The 16,242-nt window shown below is 65.8% G+C and carries 18 protein-coding genes; 2 read left to right on the plus strand and 16 right to left on the minus strand.

The window, feature by feature from the left end; translation table 11 throughout:
- From arsH to ACSFA5_RS07915, 4 genes are read right to left on the minus strand one after another with little or no spacing between them, the layout of a single operon-like run.
- Complete coding sequence (gene arsH / locus ACSFA5_RS07900; protein WP_435443473.1) at positions 1-720, minus strand: arsenical resistance protein ArsH; 720 nt, start codon at positions 718-720, stop codon at positions 1-3.
- The gene (gene arsC, locus ACSFA5_RS07905; RefSeq protein ID WP_435443474.1) at positions 704-1,135 is read right to left on the minus strand and encodes an arsenate reductase (glutaredoxin); all 432 of its coding nucleotides are present in this window, start codon (positions 1,133-1,135) and stop codon (positions 704-706) included. The genes arsH and arsC overlap by 17 nt, the downstream gene beginning before the upstream one ends.
- Positions 1,132-2,424, minus strand: coding sequence for an arsenic transporter (locus tag ACSFA5_RS07910; protein WP_435443475.1), 1,293 nt, complete (start codon positions 2,422-2,424; stop codon positions 1,132-1,134). Before ACSFA5_RS07910 ends, arsC begins: the two co-directional genes overlap by 4 nt.
- The gene (locus tag ACSFA5_RS07915) at positions 2,418-2,735 is read right to left on the minus strand and encodes an ArsR/SmtB family transcription factor (RefSeq protein ID WP_435443476.1); all 318 of its coding nucleotides are present in this window, start codon (positions 2,733-2,735) and stop codon (positions 2,418-2,420) included. The genes ACSFA5_RS07910 and ACSFA5_RS07915 overlap by 7 nt, the downstream gene beginning before the upstream one ends.
- 134 nt (positions 2,736-2,869) lie before the next feature.
- On the opposite strand from ACSFA5_RS07915, the gene ACSFA5_RS07920 reads away from it, so the two are divergent.
- Complete coding sequence (locus tag ACSFA5_RS07920; protein ID WP_435443477.1) at positions 2,870-3,598, plus strand: alpha/beta fold hydrolase; 729 nt, start codon at positions 2,870-2,872, stop codon at positions 3,596-3,598.
- A 13-nt stretch (positions 3,599-3,611) separates the two neighbouring features.
- Here ACSFA5_RS07920 and ACSFA5_RS07925 read toward each other — a convergent pair whose 3' ends face one another.
- The 9 genes from ACSFA5_RS07925 to ACSFA5_RS07965 form a co-directional block, all read right to left on the minus strand.
- Complete coding sequence (locus ACSFA5_RS07925) at positions 3,612-4,220, minus strand: 3'-5' exonuclease (protein WP_435443478.1); 609 nt, start codon at positions 4,218-4,220, stop codon at positions 3,612-3,614.
- On the minus strand, positions 4,217-4,645 hold the full coding sequence (locus ACSFA5_RS07930; RefSeq protein ID WP_435443479.1) for a TfoX/Sxy family protein: 429 nt from the start codon (positions 4,643-4,645) through the stop codon (positions 4,217-4,219). Before ACSFA5_RS07930 ends, ACSFA5_RS07925 begins: the two co-directional genes overlap by 4 nt.
- A 136-nt stretch (positions 4,646-4,781) precedes the next feature.
- The gene (locus ACSFA5_RS07935) at positions 4,782-5,276 is read right to left on the minus strand and encodes a GNAT family N-acetyltransferase (protein ID WP_435443480.1); all 495 of its coding nucleotides are present in this window, start codon (positions 5,274-5,276) and stop codon (positions 4,782-4,784) included.
- A 35-nt stretch (positions 5,277-5,311) separates the two neighbouring features.
- Positions 5,312-6,190: an S-formylglutathione hydrolase gene (gene fghA, locus ACSFA5_RS07940; protein WP_435443481.1), complete on the minus strand. Its 879-nt coding sequence runs from the start codon at positions 6,188-6,190 to the stop codon at positions 5,312-5,314.
- A 7-nt stretch (positions 6,191-6,197) separates the two neighbouring features.
- Complete coding sequence (locus ACSFA5_RS07945; protein ID WP_435443482.1) at positions 6,198-7,118, minus strand: alpha/beta fold hydrolase; 921 nt, start codon at positions 7,116-7,118, stop codon at positions 6,198-6,200.
- Between the two features lie 23 nt (positions 7,119-7,141).
- Positions 7,142-8,248, minus strand: a complete 1,107-nt coding sequence (locus ACSFA5_RS07950) for an S-(hydroxymethyl)glutathione dehydrogenase/class III alcohol dehydrogenase (protein WP_435443483.1) — start codon at positions 8,246-8,248, stop codon at positions 7,142-7,144.
- Positions 8,249-8,288: 40 nt separating this feature from the next.
- Positions 8,289-8,930 carry a glutathione S-transferase family protein gene (locus ACSFA5_RS07955; RefSeq protein ID WP_435443484.1) on the minus strand — a complete coding sequence of 214 codons (642 nt, stop codon included), beginning with the start codon at positions 8,928-8,930 and terminating at the stop codon, positions 8,289-8,291.
- The gene (locus ACSFA5_RS07960; protein ID WP_435443485.1) at positions 8,927-9,781 is read right to left on the minus strand and encodes an aromatic ring-hydroxylating dioxygenase subunit alpha; all 855 of its coding nucleotides are present in this window, start codon (positions 9,779-9,781) and stop codon (positions 8,927-8,929) included. The genes ACSFA5_RS07955 and ACSFA5_RS07960 overlap by 4 nt, the downstream gene beginning before the upstream one ends.
- 9 nt (positions 9,782-9,790) lie before the next feature.
- The gene (locus ACSFA5_RS07965) at positions 9,791-10,465 is read right to left on the minus strand and encodes a Rieske 2Fe-2S domain-containing protein (RefSeq protein WP_435443486.1); all 675 of its coding nucleotides are present in this window, start codon (positions 10,463-10,465) and stop codon (positions 9,791-9,793) included.
- 81 nt (positions 10,466-10,546) lie between these two features.
- Here ACSFA5_RS07965 and aroQ point away from each other — a divergent pair, with 81 nt between their 5' ends.
- Positions 10,547-10,987: a type II 3-dehydroquinate dehydratase gene (gene aroQ, locus ACSFA5_RS07970; RefSeq protein WP_435443487.1), complete on the plus strand. Its 441-nt coding sequence runs from the start codon at positions 10,547-10,549 to the stop codon at positions 10,985-10,987.
- Positions 10,988-11,002: 15 nt separating this feature from the next.
- Here aroQ and ACSFA5_RS07975 read toward each other — a convergent pair whose 3' ends face one another.
- Genes ACSFA5_RS07975 through ACSFA5_RS07985 form a run of 3 tightly spaced genes read right to left on the minus strand, consistent with a single transcriptional unit; the run spans position 11,003 to position 15,821 of the window.
- The gene (locus ACSFA5_RS07975; protein WP_435443488.1) at positions 11,003-12,562 is read right to left on the minus strand and encodes a SpoVR family protein; all 1,560 of its coding nucleotides are present in this window, start codon (positions 12,560-12,562) and stop codon (positions 11,003-11,005) included.
- The gene (locus ACSFA5_RS07980) at positions 12,559-13,851 is read right to left on the minus strand and encodes a YeaH/YhbH family protein (RefSeq protein ID WP_435443489.1); all 1,293 of its coding nucleotides are present in this window, start codon (positions 13,849-13,851) and stop codon (positions 12,559-12,561) included. The genes ACSFA5_RS07975 and ACSFA5_RS07980 overlap by 4 nt, the downstream gene beginning before the upstream one ends.
- Before the next feature lie 47 nt (positions 13,852-13,898).
- A complete protein-coding gene (locus ACSFA5_RS07985; protein WP_435443490.1) occupies positions 13,899-15,821 on the minus strand; it encodes a PrkA family serine protein kinase in 1,923 nt (640 codons plus the stop codon).
- Positions 15,822-16,242 lie beyond the last annotated feature (421 nt).

The following is a 16,242-nucleotide window of genomic DNA, read 5'->3' on the forward strand; positions in this document are numbered from 1 at the left end:
TCAGATGCTGCGCAGATCGACCCGTTTCGACAGCGCCTGCGCGCTCTCGCGCCGTTCGCTGTAGCGGTCGACCAGGTAGTCGGCGCAGTCGCGCGTGAGCAACGTGAACTTCACCAGCTCTTCCATCACGTCGACCACGCGCTCGTAGTAAGGCGAAGGCTTCATGCGCCCGTCGTCGTCGAACTCCAGGAAGGCCTTGGCCACCGACGACTGGTTGGGGATGGTGACCATGCGCATCCAGCGGCCCAGCACGCGCAGCTGGTTGACCGCATTGAACGACTGCGAGCCGCCCGACACCTGCATCACCGCGAGCGTCTTGCCCTGCGTGGGCCGTAACGAACCCACTGCGAGCGGAATCCAGTCGATCTGCGTTTTCATGATCCCGGTCATCGCGCCGTGTCGTTCGGGCGATGTCCACACCATGCCCTCGGCCCATTGCGCGAGCTCGCGCAGCTCCTGCACCTTTGGATGGTCTTCGGGTTCGGCGTCGGGGAGCGGAAGGCCACTCGGATCGAAGATGCGCGGCTCGGCGCCAAGGGCCTGCAGCAGGCGCGCGGCTTCCTCGGTCAGCAGCCGGCTGTAGGAGCGCTCGCGCAACGAGCCGTACAGCAGCAGGATGCGTGGTGCGTGCGTGGCGCGCGCCGTGGGCAGCAGGTGGTGCAGCTCAGGCTGGCGGAAGTTGTCCGCGTCGATGTTCGGAAGTTCAGGGCTTGGCGACACGCTGGCCCTTCGCGTCGATGACGGCTTCGCCGTCTTCCTTGGTGAACGCACCTTGCTGCGGGCGCGGCAGGATGTCGAGCACCGCTTCGGACGGCCGGCACAGGCGCGTGGCCAGCGGCGTTTCCACGATCGGCCGGTTGATGAGGATCGGGTGCTGCAGCATGAAGCCGATGAGTTGCTCGTCGGTCCACTTCGCATCGTCGAGACCCAGTTCGTCGTACGGCGTTCCCTTGCGGCGCAGCACCTCGCGCACGGGCACGCCCATGGCCGCGATCAGCCGTGTCAGCGTGGCGCGGTCCGGCGGCGTCTTCAGGTACTCGATGACGACGGGGTCGTCGCCGGTGTTGCGGATCAGCGCGAGCACATTGCGAGACGTGCCGCAGGCGGGGTTGTGATAGATCTTGATGTCGTTCATGGCAGGGAGAGGTTGAGTCGAAGCGCCAGTGCCGCAAGTGTCAGGAACAGCACCGGCACGGTCAGCACGATGCCGACCTTGAAGTAATAGCCCCAGCCGATGGCCATGCCCTTCCTGGCGAGCACATGCAGCCAGAGCAGGGTGGCCAGGCTGCCGATGGGCGTGATCTTGGGGCCGAGGTCGCAGCCGATCACGTTGGCGTAGACCATGGCCTCCTTGACGAGGCCCGTGGCGCCCGACGCATCGATGGACAGCGCACCGATCAGCACGGTCGGCATGTTGTTCATCACCGAGGAGAGCGACGCCGCGAGGAAGCCCGTGCCCATGGCCGCGCCCCAGACGCCGCCCTGCGCGAAGACATTCAGCAGCGAGGCGATGTGACCGGTCAGCCCCGCGTTGCGCAGCCCGTAGACCACGAGGTACATGCCCAGCGAGAACACGACGATCTGCCAGGGCGCGCCGCGCAGCACCTTCGTCGTGCTGATCGTCGAACCCCGCGCCGCCACGCAAAGAAGGACCACTGCGCCGAAGGCCGCCACCGCACTCACCGGCACGCCCAGCGGTTCCAGCCCGAAGAAGCCGACGAGCAGCAGTGCCAGCACCACCCAGCCTGCGCGGAAAGTGTGAAGGTCGCGGATCGCCTCTGCCGGCGCCTTCAACTGCTTCATGTCGTAGCGCGCGGGAATGCCGCGGCGGAAATAGAGCATCAACACCAGCAGGCTGGCGAGCACGGCCGCGATGTTCACGGGCACCATGACCGAGGCGTATGCGTTGAAGCCGATCCTGAAGAAATCCGCAGACACGATGTTCACCAGGTTCGACACGATCAGCGGCAGGCTCGCGGTGTCGGCAATGAAGCCGGCGGCCATCACGAAGGCCAGCGTGGCGGCGGGCGAGAACCCGAGCGCGACCAGCATCGCCATCACGATGGGCGTGAGGATCAGCGCCGCGCCGTCGTTGGCGAACAGCGCCGACACGGCCGCGCCCAGCAGCACGATGAAGGCGAACAGCAGCCGCCCGCGCCCGTTGCCCCAGCGTGCCACGTGCAGCGCCGCCCATTCGAAGAAGCCGGCCTCGTCGAGCAGCAGGCTGATGACGATCACCGCGATGAACGTGGCGGTCGCGTTCCACACGATGCCCCAGACGACGGGAATGTCCGTCAGGTGCACGACGCCGAAGAGCAGCGCGACGACGGCCCCCAGCGAGGCGCTCCAGCCGATGCCCAGGCCACGCGGTTGCCAGATGACCAGCACCAGCGTGAACACGAAGATCGCGACGGCGGTCAGCATGCCGGCGGGCACCCGGCGGCGCAGGGTTCGCCCTGGCAGCAGTTCTCGGTGAGGTAGGCGAGCAGGCCGTTCATCTGCTCGAAGGCCGCCCGGTACACCAGGTTGCGCCCCTGCCGCTCCTGCGAGACCAGACCCGAATTCATCAGTTCCTTGAGGTGAAACGACAGGCTCGTGGCCGACACCTCCAGCCGTTCGGTCAGCGTGCCGGGCGTGAGGCCTGCCGGCCCGGCCACCACCAGCGCGCGGAACACCCGAAGGCGGATGGGCTGCGCCAAGGCGGCCAGCGAGCGCACAACGTCGTTTTCTTCCATATTTCAAGTATCGTTGAATAATTGAATTGAAGCAAAGTCGCTGTCACGAATCGGCCATCGGGCTGGCGGGCATCGGCCATCCGCGGCGGGCCGCCGTTCCTACAGTCTGTCTTCGTCACAACGAAGGAGACTCCATGTCCGACACCTATGTTCTCGTCCACGGCGCGTGGCACACCGGCGCTGAAATCGAAGCCGTGGCAGACGGCGTGCGCGCAGCAGGGCACACCGTGCACTGCCCCACGCTCGCGGGCAACAACCCCGGCGACAACCGCACCACCACCACGCTGGAAGACGCGATTGCGTCCGCTGTTCGCTACATCGAGCAGAACGATCTCACGCAGGTGCGCCTCGTGGGCCACAGCTACGGCGGCATGGTGATCTCGGGGGTGGCAGACCGCATTGCGCCGCGCCTGAAGCGGCTGGTGTACATCAACGCCTTCGTGCCGCTGGACGGCGAGTCGCTCAACGACATGGTGCCGCCGCACTACGTGACGATGTTCGATGCCATTGCCGGCGCGAACGCCAACGCGGTGACGCTGCCCTTCGAGATCTGGCGCGAGGCCTTCATCAACGACGCCGACCTGCCTATGGCGCAGGCCGCCTACGACAAGCTCAACCCGCACCCGTACCGCACCTTCACCGACAAGATCAGCCTGAGCCAGCCGCTGGCGGCGCTGGCGCTGGGCAAGTCCTACGTCAACTGCCAGCAGGACACGGCGCTGCCGCACAGCCTGCCGTGGCATCCGCGGCTGTCGGAGCGGCTGGGCCTGTTCAGGCTGGTGGCGTGCCCCGGCAGCCACGAGATGTTCTTCTCGAACCCGCTGCGGCTGGCGCAGGCCATTCTCGAGGCGGGTCGCGACTGAACGGGCAGGCCGCTCAGTTGCTGTTGAAGAGCGCGTCGTACACGCGGATCGACGCATAGGCATCGTTCGCGGCGTAGCGGATCTGCGCCTCGGTGAGCTGCCGGTTGGCCCAGTTCGAGGTGGTCGCCTTGCGCGACTTGATGAAGCGGCGGTTGAACACCAGCGCCACCGCCGCCTTCACGCCGACCGACTTGCGGTAGCCGCGGTGGCGAAATTCGGTGTCGATGTCGAACACCGCGCCCGGCTCGATGTTCAGCCGGTTGCGAATCAGCGTGAGGTCGCCCGACAGGCCGAAGCCGACCTTGCGCAGTTCGGTCGAGGCAATCAGCGCGGCCACCACCGGGTTGCATTCGGTGCGGTGCAGCTGAAACAGCCAGGCCGTGTCGCGCGTGGAGAACTGCACCACGTGCGGGCCGCCCGACACCTCGTTCTTCGCGAAGGTGGGCTTCGATTCGGTGTCGAAACCCGCGATGCCGGCGGCCAGCAGCGCGGCGGCGGCGTGTTCGGCATCCTGCTGCGTGGCAACGACGACGATGTCTCTCAGGCCGAGGCCCTCGAAGGGTTCGAGCAGCGCGATCTGTTCGCGCTCGGGCAGGGGCGGAAGATGGGGGTTGTCGCTCACCGGGAGGCTGCTTTCTTGAGATTTGTCTTCACTGCGGCTTTCTTTGCGGGCGATTTTCTGGCGGCTGCTTTTTTCGCAGCGGGAGACTTCTTCGGCTTGGGTGGCTGCCCTGAACGCAATGCCGCCTCGTAGGCCCGGCGGCCCCAGAGCGCGGCTTCCTCGCGGTCTTCGAACAGGTCGGCAGGGGCTTGCCGGTACGACATGGGCATGGCCTTGCCCTGGCGCATGTACGTGAAGGGCGGCAGGTTCTGGCGGTCGAAGTGCGGTGCGCTTTCGGCGTCGGACTTCAGGTAGAGCGTGTCGCCGATCACCAGCGCGATCATGCGGCCCTCGTGAAAGATGCCATGCCCACCGAACATGCGGCGCGGCGCGATGCGCCCGAAGCGCTCGAAGATTTCTTGCAGGCTGTCGACGAAGGCGCTCATTCAGTGACCTCGATGCGGTTTCCGTTCCGGTCGAGCCCCACGCTCGCCGCAGCGATGGAAGCGCTTGCAGCGTTCGAAGTCGGTGGTCCAGAGTGCGATGTGGTCGATGCGCATGGGGCGAAAAAACAAGAGAGGGTCAACCCACGCGCCACGGCGGGCGCGAGGGTGACCAATGGTAGGCGATGCGTTCGCGCCCGCTGGTGGGGTGGCGGTCGACCGTGCCGCGTTCCAGGCCATAACGTTCGTAGAAGCGCTGCGCCGACGTGTTGGTGACCGCCACGTGCAGCCGCCAGCCGGTGGGGATGCGCACGCAGGCCTCGTCGAGCAGCGCCTTGCCCAGGCCCTGGCTGCGCAGGTGCGGCTCGACGAACAGCTGGGCCACGTATTCGCGCCGGCCCAGCAGCACCATGAAGGCCAGCACCTGGCCTTCACGCTCGGCCAGCACCACGTCGGCCGGCGGTCCGAACTCGGCCTGCACACGCTGCAGCCAATGGGCGATGGGTTCGACGGTGGCGGCGCCCCGGTTGGCCGCTATCCAGGCGCGGCGCCAGATGCCGGCCAGCACCATGTTCTCTTCGGTGCCGCCTTCGCGCGATCGCAATTGGAAGGCAGGAATCTGGGCGGCGGACATGCGGCTCATGATACGGCCCGCACCGCCGTTGCCGGTCAGGCGTGCAGCGTCTGCGCGTGGTGCGCGATGTGGTCGGCCATGAAGCTCTGGATGAAGTAGTAGCCGTGGTCGTAGCCCGCATGGCGGCGCAGCGTGAGCGGCTGGCCGGCGGCGAAGCAGGCGGCTTCGAACACCTCGGGGTGCAGCTGCTGGGCCAGGAATTTGTCGGCCAGGCCCTGGTCGATCAGGATGCCCTGCGGGTAAGGCGCCGTCACCTGCGACTTCATGAGCGCGCTGGCGTCGTGCGCCAGCCATTGCGCGCGGTCGGCGCCCGGCTCGCCCAGGTAGCCGGCGAAGGCCTTCTCGCCCCACGGGCACTGCGTGGGCGCGCAGATGGGCGCAAAGGCCGACACCGACTTGAAGCGCCCCGGATGCCGCAGCGCCAGCGTGAGCGCGCCGTGGCCGCCCATCGAGTGGCCGAAGATGCCGATGCGGTCGCCGTCGATGGCGAACTGCTGCGCCACCAGCGGCAGCAGTTCATGGACGATCCAGCTTTCCATGCGCCAGTGCGCGGTCCACGGCTCGGCGAGCGCGTCGAGGTAGAAGCCGGCACCGATGCCGAAGTCCCAGCTGTCCCTGGCGCCGGCAATGCCTTCCACCGCCGCGCCGCGCGGGCTGGTGTCGGGTGCGATCAGCGCAATGCCCAGGCTCGCGGCCAGGCGCTGTGCGCCGGCCTTCACCGCGAAGGTTTCTTCGTTGCAGGTCAGGCCCGCGAGGTAGAGCAGGGCGGGCACGCGTGCGTGCGCGGCCTGCGGTGGCAGGTAGACCGAGAAGCGCATCGGCAGGCCGATCTCCTGCGACGCATGTTCGTGAAAGCTCTGCACGCCGCCAAAGGCGTGGTGCTCGGAAAGGGTCTGGGGGGTGTGGTCGGTCATGGGTGGGTCATGGGGTCTGGTCGCGCAGGGCCGGCACCAGTTCGAGCACGGCATCCGCAAAGGTGCGGGGCGCCTCCTGCGGCATGTTGTGGCCCACGCCCGGCACGAGCCGGTGCGAGCGCGGTCCGCTGAAGCGATGGGCATGGGCCGAGGCCTCGGCCGGCGGGCGCACGCCGTCGTCGATGCCGTCGAAGGTGATGGTGGGCACCGCGATGGTCGGCTGGGCCGCGAGCCGGCGTTCGATGTCGGCGTAGGCCGCGTCGCCTGGCGCGAGGGCGAAGCGGTGGCGGTACGACTGGATCACCACGTCGACGAAGTCGGGGTGGTCGAAGGCGGCGGCGCTGCGCTCGAAGGTGGCGTCGTCGAACTTCCAGGTCGGCGACCACAGTTTCCACAGCAGCTTCGTCAGCCCCTTGCGGTCTTTCGCAAGGCCGGCGCGGCCGCGCTCGCTGTGAAAGTAGTACTGGTACCAGAGGCTGTGCTCGTTGGCAGGCGTGTCCGGCTCCATCGCCTTCGCGATGTTCTGGATGTTGTAGCTGTTGAAGGACACCAGCCCCGCCACGCGTTCCGGCCACAGCGCCGCGACCACGCAGGCTGCGCGACCGCCCCAGTCGTAGCCGGCGAGCACCGCGCGTTCGATCTTCAGCGCGTCGAGCAGCGCGAGCAGGTCGGCGCCGAGCGCGGCCTGTTCGCCCGAACGCGGCGTGGTGTCGCTCAGGAAGCGCGTGGCGCCATAGCCGCGCAGGTACGGCACGACGACGCGGCACCCTTGCTCGGCCAGCAGGGGCACGACTTCCGCATACGCGTGGATGTCGTAGGGAAACCCGTGCATCAGCAGCACGGGCGGGCCGTCGGCGGGGCCGGTTTCGAAGTACGCGACTTCGAGCACACCGGCCTCGATCTTGTGCAGGGGTTCCATGCGGGTCATGGCCGGTGCGTCCTGGCTTGGTGTCAGTAGAGAACCACGCCGCGGATGGACTCGCCGCGCTTCATCAGGTCGAAGCCCTTGTTGATGTCTTCCAGCGGCATGGTGTGCGTGATCAGGTCGTCGATGTTGATCTTGCCTTCCATGTACCAGTCGACGATCTTCGGCACGTCGGTGCGTCCGCGTGCGCCGCCGAAGGCCGAACCTTCCCACTTGCGACCGGTGACCAGCTGGAACGGACGCGTGCTGATCTCCGCGCCCGCCTCGGCCACGCCGATGATGATGCTGCGGCCCCAGCCCTTGTGCGTGCATTCGAGCGCCTGGCGCATCACCTTGGTGTTGCCGATGCATTCGAAGCTGTAGTCCGCGCCGCCGTCGGTCAGTTGCACGATGGCGTCGACCACGTTCTCGGTGGTCTTGGGGTTGATGAAGTGCGTCATGCCGAACTTGCGGGCCATGGCCTCGCGCTCGGGGTTCAGGTCGACGCCGATGATCTTGTCGGCGCCCACCATCTTGGCGCCTTGAATGACGTTCAGGCCGATGCCGCCCAGGCCGAACACCACCACGTTCGCGCCCGCTTCCACCTTGGCCGTAAACAGCACCGCGCCGATGCCGGTGGTCACGCCGCAGCCGATGTAGCAGACCTTGTCGAACGGGGCGTCTTCGCGGATCTTGGCCAGCGAGATCTCGGGCGCGACGGTGTAGTTGCTGAAGGTGCTGGTGCCCATGTAATGGAAGATGGGCTTGCCGTCGAGGCTGAAGCGGCTGGTGGCGTCGGGCATCAGGCCCTTGCCCTGCGTGCCGCGAATGAGCTGGCACAGGTTGGTCTTGCGGCTCAGGCAGAACTTGCACTGGCGGCATTCCGGCGTGTACAGCGGAATGACGTGGTCGCCCTTTTTCAGCGTGGTGACGCCGGGGCCCACGTCGACCACGATGCCCGCGCCTTCATGGCCGAGGATGGCGGGGAAGATGCCTTCGGGGTCGGCGCCCGACAGCGTGTAGTAGTCGGTGTGGCAGATGCCGGTGGCCTTGATCTCGACCAGTACTTCGCCGAACTTGGGGCCTTCGAGGTCCACGGTTTCGATGGTGAGCGGTTCTCCGGATTTCCAGGCGACGGCAGCTTTGGTTTTCATGGTGTTGGGGGTGTTCAGAGGGCGGAAGAAAGGGGCATTCTCAGGCGGTGCGAGCCAGGAAGATACCCGACATGCCGATGAACCCGCGCAGGTGGCGGAAATTCCAGACCCAGTTTCGCAGTGCGGGAAATTCGTCGAGCGAAATGCCGCCTTCGCCGGCCAGGGCGACGTAAGGGAAGCAGGCGAGGTCGGCCACGGTCGGCTCGGGGGCCAAGGCCAGCCAGCGAAGGCCCACGCTGGCCTGTTCGGCGAGGTGGTCGTCGAGCAGGCGGAACACCGCGCGTGCGCCGCTGCGACAGGCGTCGATGTCCAGGTGCTGGTAGCCGAACGCGTCGTGCAGCCGTGCGGCCGAGGCGGTGCGGGTGATGTCGTCGGCGGTGGCGAGCCACATGGCGACCTGGCCGCGCAGCTTCGCGTCGTCCGGGTACCAGTGGCCCCGCGTGTCGTAGCGGCTCGCGAGATAGACCACGATGGCCTGCGCATCGCGCAGCACGAAGCCGTCGTCGTCGATCACCGGAAGCTGGCCCAGCGGATTGACGTTCGCCAGGAACGCGGCCGACTTGTGCTCGCGGCCTGGAAAGAAATCGACCGGCACGGTCTCATGCGAAAGGTCCAGCCACGCCAGCATCTGCCGCACCTTGAAGCAGTTGCCCGACAGCGGGTAGTCGTAGAGCTTGATCATGGGGCGGCCCCTGCAGCTTGCAGCACCCCGAAGCGCATGCCGCGCTCGCGCAGCCAGCGCCGGTAGGTGACCGACGAGGTGTCGCCGCGCGTGGGCGTCTCGGCGCGGCCTTCGAGCGGCATGCGCTTGAAGGCGTGGTTCTCCAGAATCGGCTTGTCCTGCCCGAAGATGGTGTGCTGGAAGGCGATGAGCGCGGCGTCGCTCGAATCGTCGTCGTAGCAGGCCAGCACTGTGTGGGCAATCACGTGTTCGTCGTCCACGGGCTGCAGGAACAGGCCAATGGCGTCGAGCGCACCCGCGCGAAAGCTCGACTTGTAGAGCATGGCCGAGAAGGGCTGCATCACGCGGTACTTGTAGAGCACCTCGCTGCCCGTGTCGTGCGCGGCCGAAGCGCGTGGCTGCCAGAAGCGGCAGTCGGTGGCCCAGATCTCACCGGTGGCGGGTTCGACCTCGACGTTGTACTTCGCCACCTCGGTGTGCGGCACCTTGCCGAGGTAGTCGGCGTGCACGAAGGGGAAGTGCGCCATGTCCAGGAAATTCTCGACGACGCGCAGGCCGGACACCGCCACACCGATGCCGCCGCAGTCGATGGTGCGGCGGCCAGGTTCGCTGTATTCCGGAAAGTCGAACAAGGCGCGTGCCGGACGGCCGCTGGGGCAGACCCAGAGATAGCCGTAGCGCGACTGCACTGTCAGCGGCTGGTCTTGCAAGCGGCAGTGGGGCGTGCCGTCAGCATCGATCCACAGTTGCACGGTCTCGCCGAGCAGGCGGGTGGTGCGTGGTGCCGGCACGGCGGGTCCGAGGACGAGCCAGTCGTCCAGCATGTTGGGGTCGTCGGTGACGAAGGGCATGGGGGTCTTTCAGCCGAGGGCTTCGATGTCGCTGCGCAAGCTGCGGGCTGCCGTGTGCAGGGTCTTCAGTGCGCCGGAGTGGGGAGCTGCGTCGGTCCAGAGGTGGATGAAGGCGAGGCGGGGCTGTGCATCGAGCACCAGGGCGACGGTGTTCACGCCGTCGAGCTTGCCGCGCCAGGCGCCTGTTGTCGCATCGGCTGCAAAGCCGCGTTGCGCCAACGCTTCGCGCACGGTGCCGGCGGGCGAACGCACCGTCAGCGTGCGGCAGAAATGCCAGCCAGCGGGCACGGCATCGGCCAGTGCCGGGGGTGCCGCCGGGGTCTCGGGCGACAGCCGGACCCACAGCATCCCCGCCGCCTCCACCGCACTGAAGGTCTTCGCGCAGACATTGCGCGGCGCCTGCATGTCCGGGTGCGCCGGAATGCGCGTGCACTGCCCGCTGCCCGCCGCGTATTCCCAGCCGTGGTACGCGCAGGCCAGGCGGTTCTCGATCACCTGGCCCAGCGTGAAGCGCACGCTGCGGTGCGGGCATCGGTTCTCCCAGGCCTGGGGGCTGCCGTCGGCGGCGCGCCAGAGCGCGAGTTCCTGGCCTTGGGCGAAGCCGGCCACGATGTTGGCGCCGGGGCGCAGGTCGGCCGAGGGGGCGACCGGGTGCCAGACGGGCGGGGTGTCTGTGTTCATCATGGGGAGAGCTTCGCATGCGCGGCGCCCGCCCGGTGGCCGCAAGACCATAATTGGCCGCCTCCGCTTCGACCCTGATTCATCATGAAGAAAATCCTCGTCCTCAACGGCCCCAACCTCAACCTGCTCGGCACCCGCGAGCCCGAACAGTACGGACGCGACACGCTGGCCGACGTCGAGCGCCTGTGCAAGGACACGGGCGCCAGGCTCGGCGTGGAGATCGAATGCCGCCAGTCGAACCACGAAGGCGTGCTGATCGACTGGGTCCAGGAAGCCGGCCGCGAAGTGGCGGCGGGCACCATGCTGGGCGTGGTGATGAACCCCGGCGCCTACACGCACACATCGATCGCGCTGCACGACGCCATCAAGGGCGCGAGCGTGCCGCTGATCGAACTGCACATCTCGAACGTGCATGCGCGCGAACAGTTCCGTCACCACTCGTACATCTCGCCTGCCGCGCGCGGGATCATCGTGGGCCTGGGCGTGAAGGGCTACACGCTGGCCATTGCAGCGCTGGTGCCCTGACGACTCCCGGACTGGCTAGTACTGCTGCTTGGGCGCCGCCGCCTTCCAGCTGCGGCTGATGCGCCCGGCGCTGTCGATGCTCTCCAGGTGCACGTCGAAGCCCCAGAGCCGCGCGACGTGCTTGAGCACCTCTTCGGCGCCGTCGTGCAGCGGCAGGTTGTTGCGCTGCGTGTGGCGCAGCGTGAGCGAACGGTCGCCGCGGGTGGCCACGTTCCACACCTGGATGTCGGGCTCGCGGCTGCTGATGTCGTACTGCCGCGAGAGCGATTCGCGCACCGCCTGGTAGCCGCTGTCGTCGTGGATGGCGGACACCTGCAGTTCCGATTCGCTCTGGTAGTCGCGAATGGAGAACAGCCGGAAGTCGCGCATGGTCTTGGGGCTCAGGAACTGGCCGATGAAGCTCTCGTCCTTGAAGTTGCGCATCGCATAGTCGAGCGTCTTGACCCAGTCGGTGCCCGCGAAGTCGGGGAACCAGCGGCGGTCTTCCTCGGTGGGCTTCTCGCAGATTCGGCGCAGCTCGGTGAACATCGCAAAGCCCAGCGCATAGGGGTTGATGCCGCTGTACGCGCGGTGCCCCACGGGCGGCTGGTAGATCACGCCGGTGTGCGAGCTGAGCCACTCCATCATGAAGCCGTCGGCCAGCTGCCCGCGGTCGTACATGGTGTTGAGCAGCGTGTAGTGCCAGAAGGTCGCCCAGCCTTCGTTCATGACCTGGGTCTGGCGCTGCGGGTAGAAGTACTGCGCGATCTTGCGCACGATGCGCACCACCTCGCGTTGCCAGGGTTCGAGCAGCGCGGCGTTCTTCTCGATGAAGTACAGCAGGTTCTCCTGCGGCTCCGACGGAAATCGGCGCGTGGCATCGGACTCGGCCGCCTGCTCGGCGCGCTTGGGCAGCGTTCGCCAGAGGTCGTTGACCTGCTGCTGCATGTGGCGTTCGCGGTCCGCGCGCTGCACGCTCTCCTGCGCCAGCGAGCGCTTCTGCGGACGGCGGTAGCGGTCCACGCCGTAGTTCATCAGCGCATGGCAGGAGTCGAGCAGTTCTTCCACCGCGTCGACGCCGTGGCGCTCCTCGCACTCGGCGATGTAGTGCCGCGCGTAGACCAGGTAGTCGATGATGGACGAAGCGTCGGTCCACATCCGGAACAGGTAGTTGCCCTTGAAGAAGCTGTTGTGGCCGTAGGCCGCGTGCGCGATCACCAGGGCCTGCATGGCCATGGTGTTCTCTTCCATCAGGTAGGCGATGCACGGATCGGAGTTGATGACGATCTCGTAGGCCAGCCCCATGTGGCCGCGCTTGTAGTTCTTCTCGGTGGCGATGAACTGCTTGCCGTACGACCAGTGCCTGTAGATCATGGGCATGCCCACGCTGGCGTAGGCGTCCATCATCTGCTCGGCCGTGATCACCTCGAGCTGGTTCGGGTACACGTCGAGCCCGAAACCCCTGGCGGTCTTCGCGATCTCGGTGTGGTAGGTCTCGATGAGCTCGAAGGTCCAGTCCGAAGGGCTGGGCAGGCGCTCCAGCCGGGGAGGGCCGGCAGCGGTGTCGAGGGTGTCGGAGGTGAGGATGGTGCTCATGACGTGACCCCTTCCTTCTTGAACAGGTCGCGGAAAACCGGGTAGATGTCCTGCGCGTCGGACACCTTGCGCATCGCGAAGTTGGGCTGCACGCCTTCGAGCTGCGCGTACTCCTGCCACAGGTTCTGCTCGGTCTCGGCCACCTGCACGTAGGCGTAGTAGCGCACCACCGGCAGGATGTCGTTTACCAGCAGCTCGCGGCAGCGCCCGCTGTCCTGGTGCCAGTTGTCGCCGTCGCTGGCCTGCGCGCCGTACACGTTCCATTCGCCGCTGGGGTAGCGCGCCTTGATGATCTCGTCCATCAGCACCAGCGCACTCGACACCACGGTGCCGCCGGTCTCGGTGGCGTGGAAGAACTCTTCTTCCGTCACTTCCTGCGCCTGCGTGTGGTGGCGCAGGAACACGAGGTCGATGGTCTCGTAGTGCCGCGTGAGGAACATGTACAGCAGCATGAAGAAGCGCTTGGCCATGTCCTTGCGCGCCTCGTCCATGGAGCCCGACACGTCCATCAGGCAGAACATCACGGCCTTGGCGCTGGGCACCGGCGTCTTCACACGGTTGCGGTAGCGCAGGTCGATCGGGTCGATGTACGGCACGCGCCGCATGGTGCGGCGCATTTCGTCGATGCGCTCCTCGGTCTCGCGGATCTCCTTCTGGACCAAGGCCGTTGCCGCTTGCGGATGGTGCTGCAGGTGGAGCAGGTGCGCTTCGAGGCGCTTGAGCTCCCTGCGTGGCTCACCGCCCAGCGCGATGCGCCGTGCCAGCGCCCCGCGCATCGAGCGCACCACGTGAAGATTGTTGGGAGAACCGTCGCTGGTGAAGCCGGCGCGGTGGCTCTTCCACTCGGGCACGTCGGCGATCTGCGTGCGAATGAGGTGCGGCAGCGCAAGATCGTCGAAGAACACGCGCATGAACTCCTCCCGCGTCAGTCGGAAGACGAAGTCGTCGTCGCCTTCGCCGCTGTCGCCGGCCTCGCCGCTGCCGGAACCACTGCCGCTGCCGCCTTCAGGGCGCTTGATGCGGTCGCCCTTCAGGTACTCCTGGTTGCCCGGGTGCACGTACTCGCGGTCGCCGCCCCGGGCGTGGCCGAACACGGGTTCGGACACATCGTGGCGCGGCAGGGTCACGTCTTCGCCTTGCTCCAGTTCGCGGATGTTGCGCCCGCTCACCGCGCGCCGCACCGCCTCCTGGATCTGCCCCTTGTAGCGCCGGAGAAAGCGCTCCCGGTTGCCGATGGACTTGTTCTTGCCCGACAGGCGGCGGTCGATGATCTGCTGCAGGATGGCCACGATGGTGTCAAAGCTCCTTGCAAAAAAGAGGAACGAAACCGGTGTCGCTATGAGCTCTTGCGCACGCGCAGGTACCACTCGCACAGCAGGCGCACCTGCTTGGCGGTGTAGCCCTTCTCGACCATGCGCGTCACGAAGTCCTCGTGCTTCTTCTGCTCGTCGGCGCTGCTCTTGGTGTTGAAGCTGATGACCGGCAGCAGCTCTTCGGTGTTGGAGAACATCTTCTTCTCGATCACCGAGCGCAGCTTCTCGTAGCTGGTCCATGCCGGATTGCGGCCGCTGTTGCCGGCCCGCGCGCGCAGCACGAAGTTGACGATCTCGTTGCGGAAGTCCTTCGGATTGCCGATGCCCGCCGGGCGTTCGATCTTCTCGAGTTCGCCATTGAGCGAGGCGCGGTCGAACACCTCGCCGGTGTCCACGTCGCGGAACTCCTGGTCCTGGATCCAGTAGTCGGCGTAGGTCACGTAGCGGTCGAAGATGTTCTGGCCGTACTCGCTGTAGCTCTCGAGGTACGCGGTCTGGATCTCCTTGCCGATGAACTCGGCATAGCGCGGCGCCAGCAGTTCCTTGATGTAGCTGATGTACTTCTGCTCGACCTCGGGGGCGAACTGCTCGCGTTCGATCTGTTGCTCGAGCACGTACATCAGGTGCACCGGGTTGGCGGCGACTTCGGAGCTGTCAAAGTTGAAGACCTTGGAAATGATCTTGAAGGCGAAGCGCGTCGATACACCGCTCATGCCTTCGTCGACACCCGCGTAGTCGCGGTATTCCTGGATCGACTTGGCCTTGGGGTCGGTGTCCTTCAGGCTCTCGCCGTCGTACACCTGCATCTTGCTGAAGGTGCTGGAGTTCTCGGGCTCCTTCAGCCGCGTGAGCACCGAAAGCTGGGCCATCATGCGCAGCGTTCCCGGGGCGCAGGGCGCCTGGGCCAGCGACGAGTTGCGCACCAGCTTCTCGTAGATCTTGATTTCTTCCGAGGCGCGCAGGCAGTACGGCACCTTGACGATGTAGATCCGGTCGAGGAAAGCCTCGTTGTTCTTGTTGTTGCGGAAGGCCTTCCACTCGCTCTCGTTGCTGTGGGCGAGCACGATGCCGTCGAACGGGATGGCGCCGAAGCCTTCCGTGCCCTTGAAGTTGCTTTCCTGGGTGGCGGTCAGCAGCGGGTGCAGCACCTTGATGGGCGCCTTGAACATTTCCACGAACTCCAGCAGCCCCTGGTTGGCCAGGCACAGGCCGCCGGAGTAGGCGTAGGCGTCCGGGTCGTCCTGGGCATAGGTTTCGAGCTTGCGGATGTCGACCTTGCCGACCAGCGAGGAAATGTCCTGGTTGTTCTCGTCGCCCGGCTCGGTCTTGGCCACGGCGATCTGCCGCAGGACCGACGGAAAGCGCTTGACGACCTTGAACTGGCGGATGTCCCCGCCGTACTCCTCGAGCCGCTTGACGGCCCAGGGCGAGAGAATTCGGTTCAGGTAGCGGTGGGGGATGCCGTATTCCTTTTCAAGAATCTCGCCGTCTTCGGTCGTGTCGAACAGTCCGAGCGGGGATTCATTGACCGGCGAGCCCTGGATGGCGTAGAACGGCACGTGTTCCATGAGCTGCTTCAAGCGCTCCGCGATCGAACTCTTGCCGCCGCCGACCGGTCCCAGCAGGTAAAGGATTTGCTTCTTTTCTTCCAGCCCTTGCGCGGCGTGGCGGAAATAGGACACCACCTGTTCTATGGCTTCTTCCATGCCATAGAACTCCTTGAATGCCGGATAGATCTTGATGACCTTGTTGGCGAAGATCCGCGAAAGACGTGGGTCGTTTCGGGTATCCACCAGTTGGGGCTCGCCAATGGCCTTGAGCATGCGCTCCGAGGCGGAGGCGTAGGCCGTGGGGTCCCGCTTGCAGGTGTCCAGGTACTCCTGCAGCGAGATGACTTCCTCGCGGGTGCGCTCGTAGCGGGCGGCAAAGTTGCTGATCACATCCATGGTCACGCCTCCATCAGGTCAGTGGGGCTTTTGGCCCCGGAGCCTGCAGCAAAGGCAATGCGCGCCATTAAAAAGGTGTGCATCCCCGCTGCACGCGGTGGAAAACTCCCCTACAACAATCTGCTAACAATCAGGATAAAGCAAAGAACGAACCCGGCAAATGTTTTATTTATTTAGGGCGGCGGCTGTGCGTAAAGTTTCACGAAATCGGGAACATTTAACGAAATTTGAGCTAGATTATTCGGCTGCCTGTGCGAATTATCACCCGGGTGAAATGCATATATAGAAAGTCGGGGTGGACCCGGCGTTTTTCCAACAAACAAGTTTCCTATTGGACGTCTCTGCCCAATAAAAATCCGCTCTTTCCTGAATAACGCGCGATCCGCCTTTTTGGTTTATTGCTCCATGCTAAAAAATATAA

The sequence above is a fragment of the Variovorax monticola genome (genome assembly GCF_051216855.1).
Classification (GTDB): Bacteria; Pseudomonadota; Gammaproteobacteria; order Burkholderiales; family Burkholderiaceae_C; genus Variovorax.